The sequence below is a fragment of the Marinobacter segnicrescens genome (genome assembly GCF_900111555.1).
In the GTDB taxonomy this organism is placed as follows: Bacteria; Pseudomonadota; Gammaproteobacteria; order Pseudomonadales; family Oleiphilaceae; genus Marinobacter; species Marinobacter segnicrescens.
The window spans coordinates 1-1,716 of sequence record NZ_FOHZ01000065.1 but is presented as its reverse complement, the minus strand read 5'-3'; the positions used below and the strand labels follow the sequence as shown (position 1 = coordinate 1,716).

Sequence of the window (1,716 nt, the reverse complement as noted above, 5' to 3'; positions counted from 1 at the left end):
CGCTTTGGCCGTGCCGGAGCCATCCGGCACTTTCTGGCGATGCGCCAGCATCCACTGATGCAATGCATCGGCAATCGGTCGGGCTTTGGCTTGCCGGATTTCCAGTCGTTTGTCCGGCGGCAGGTCTTTGGTGTCCCGCTCGATTTCGTAGAGCCCGCCGATGTATTCCAGAGCCTTGGCGGCCAGTTCGCTCTTGTTGGCTTCATGCAGGTCGTAGAACTTGCGCCGGGCATGGGCCATACAACCGATTTCGGTGATGCCATTACCGAACCCGGCTTTGTAGCCAGCATAGTCGTCACACACCAGCTTGCCCTGCCAGTCACCCAGGAAGGTGCGGGCGTGTTCGCCTGCGCGGCTGGGCGCGAAGTCGTAAACGGTGGCTTTCAGATCCGAGAACGGCGTGGTGCAGTAAGCCCAGACGTAGGCCTTGTGAGTTTTCTTCTTGCCCGGAGCCAGCATGCTGACCGGGGTTTCATCGGCGTGCAGAACGCAGTGCTCCAGCAAGGCGTTTCTCAGCGCATCCACCAAGGGCTGCAACTGCACACCGCAGGCACCGACCCATTCGGCCAGGGTGGAGCGTGGGATTTCGAGACCAGCGCGTCCGAAGATGCGTTCCTGACGGTACAGTGGTAGATGGTCGGCGTACTTGGCCACCAGCACCTGAGCTAGCAGACCGGCGGTGGGGATGCCCTTGTCGATCACTTGCGGTGGCACTGGTGCCTGGATCAGGGTTTCGCAACTGTCACAGGCCCACTTGCCCCGGATGTGGCGCTCCACCGTGAACTCGCCCGGTACGTAGTCCAGCTTCTCGCTGACGTCTTCGCCAATGCGCTGGAGCTGGCAGCCGCACTGGCACTGGGTGTTTTCGGGCTCGTGGTGGATCGGGGTGCGGGGCAGTTCTGGTGGCAGTGGGGTGCGCTTGGGTTTTTGCTTTGGCCGGGCCGCTTTCTGCTCCTCGGTCATCGCCTGTTCCAGCTCGGCTTCGATGGCGGCGAGGTCGCTGTCGATCAGTTCGTCCAGCAGTTTTCCCTGAACCGCATCCAACTGCTCGCTACGCCGAGCGAACTTGTGGCGCTTTAAGATGGCCACTTCGTGGGTCAGCTTCTCGATGATGACATTGCTGCGCACCAGTGCACGGTCCTTGGTCTCGACACGATCGAACAGTTCCGTGGCGAGAGCACGGAGCTGGTCGGCAGAGAGTTGGTCGAGATCGGGGCGCTGAGTCATACCTTTTAGTATGCCAAGCCCTTGTACTGCAAGCGATTCGCAGTTCTGGCTATGGCGATATCACTCAGCTTGTGGTTACAGGATAGAGATAACGCCGTCGGCCCCAAGACGTTGCCAGGGCAAGCCCTGAACCAGCGCTGATAGCTGCTCTTCAGTCAGGCGCAGCTGGTCACCGCGCCAGGATTCGCCCCAGTGGAACTTGCCCCGGTTTAGCCGGCGGGCGCACAACCAGATGCCCAAGCCATCATGGATCAAGACCTTCATCCGGTTGCCCCGTTTGTTGGCGAAAAGGTAGGCGCAATGGGGCCTGGCCGAACCAAAGACCTGAATAACCCGAGCCAGGGCTTTGTCGGGCCCGGCCCGCATATCCAGAGGTTCGGTGGCCAGCCAGATCTCGTCGATGCGGATCATCCCAACAGGTCCCGGAGCAAAGCAGCACATTGATGGGCCTGCTCCGCAGGCCACTCCACTACAACCGCACCGCCGGGG

The 1,716-nt window shown here is 61.1% G+C and carries 2 protein-coding genes; both read right to left on the bottom strand.

Features of this window, described 5'->3' with window-relative positions:
* Positions 1-1,227, bottom strand: a 1,227-nt coding sequence (gene tnpC, locus BM036_RS19575; protein WP_091855300.1) for an IS66 family transposase, incomplete at its 3' end; no start/stop codon positions are given.
* Positions 1,228-1,302: 75 nt separating this feature from the next.
* Positions 1,303-1,638 (bottom strand): IS66 family insertion sequence element accessory protein TnpB, encoded by a 336-nt coding sequence (gene tnpB, locus BM036_RS19570; protein WP_177186130.1) that lies wholly within the window; start codon positions 1,636-1,638, stop codon positions 1,303-1,305.
* Between the last annotated feature and the right edge of the window lie 78 nt (positions 1,639-1,716).

Coding starts and splice junctions, on each gene's coding strand:
- tnpB (WP_177186130.1), bottom strand. CDS start 1,638: ATGATCCGCATCGACGAGATCTGGCTGGCCACCGAACCTCTGGATATG.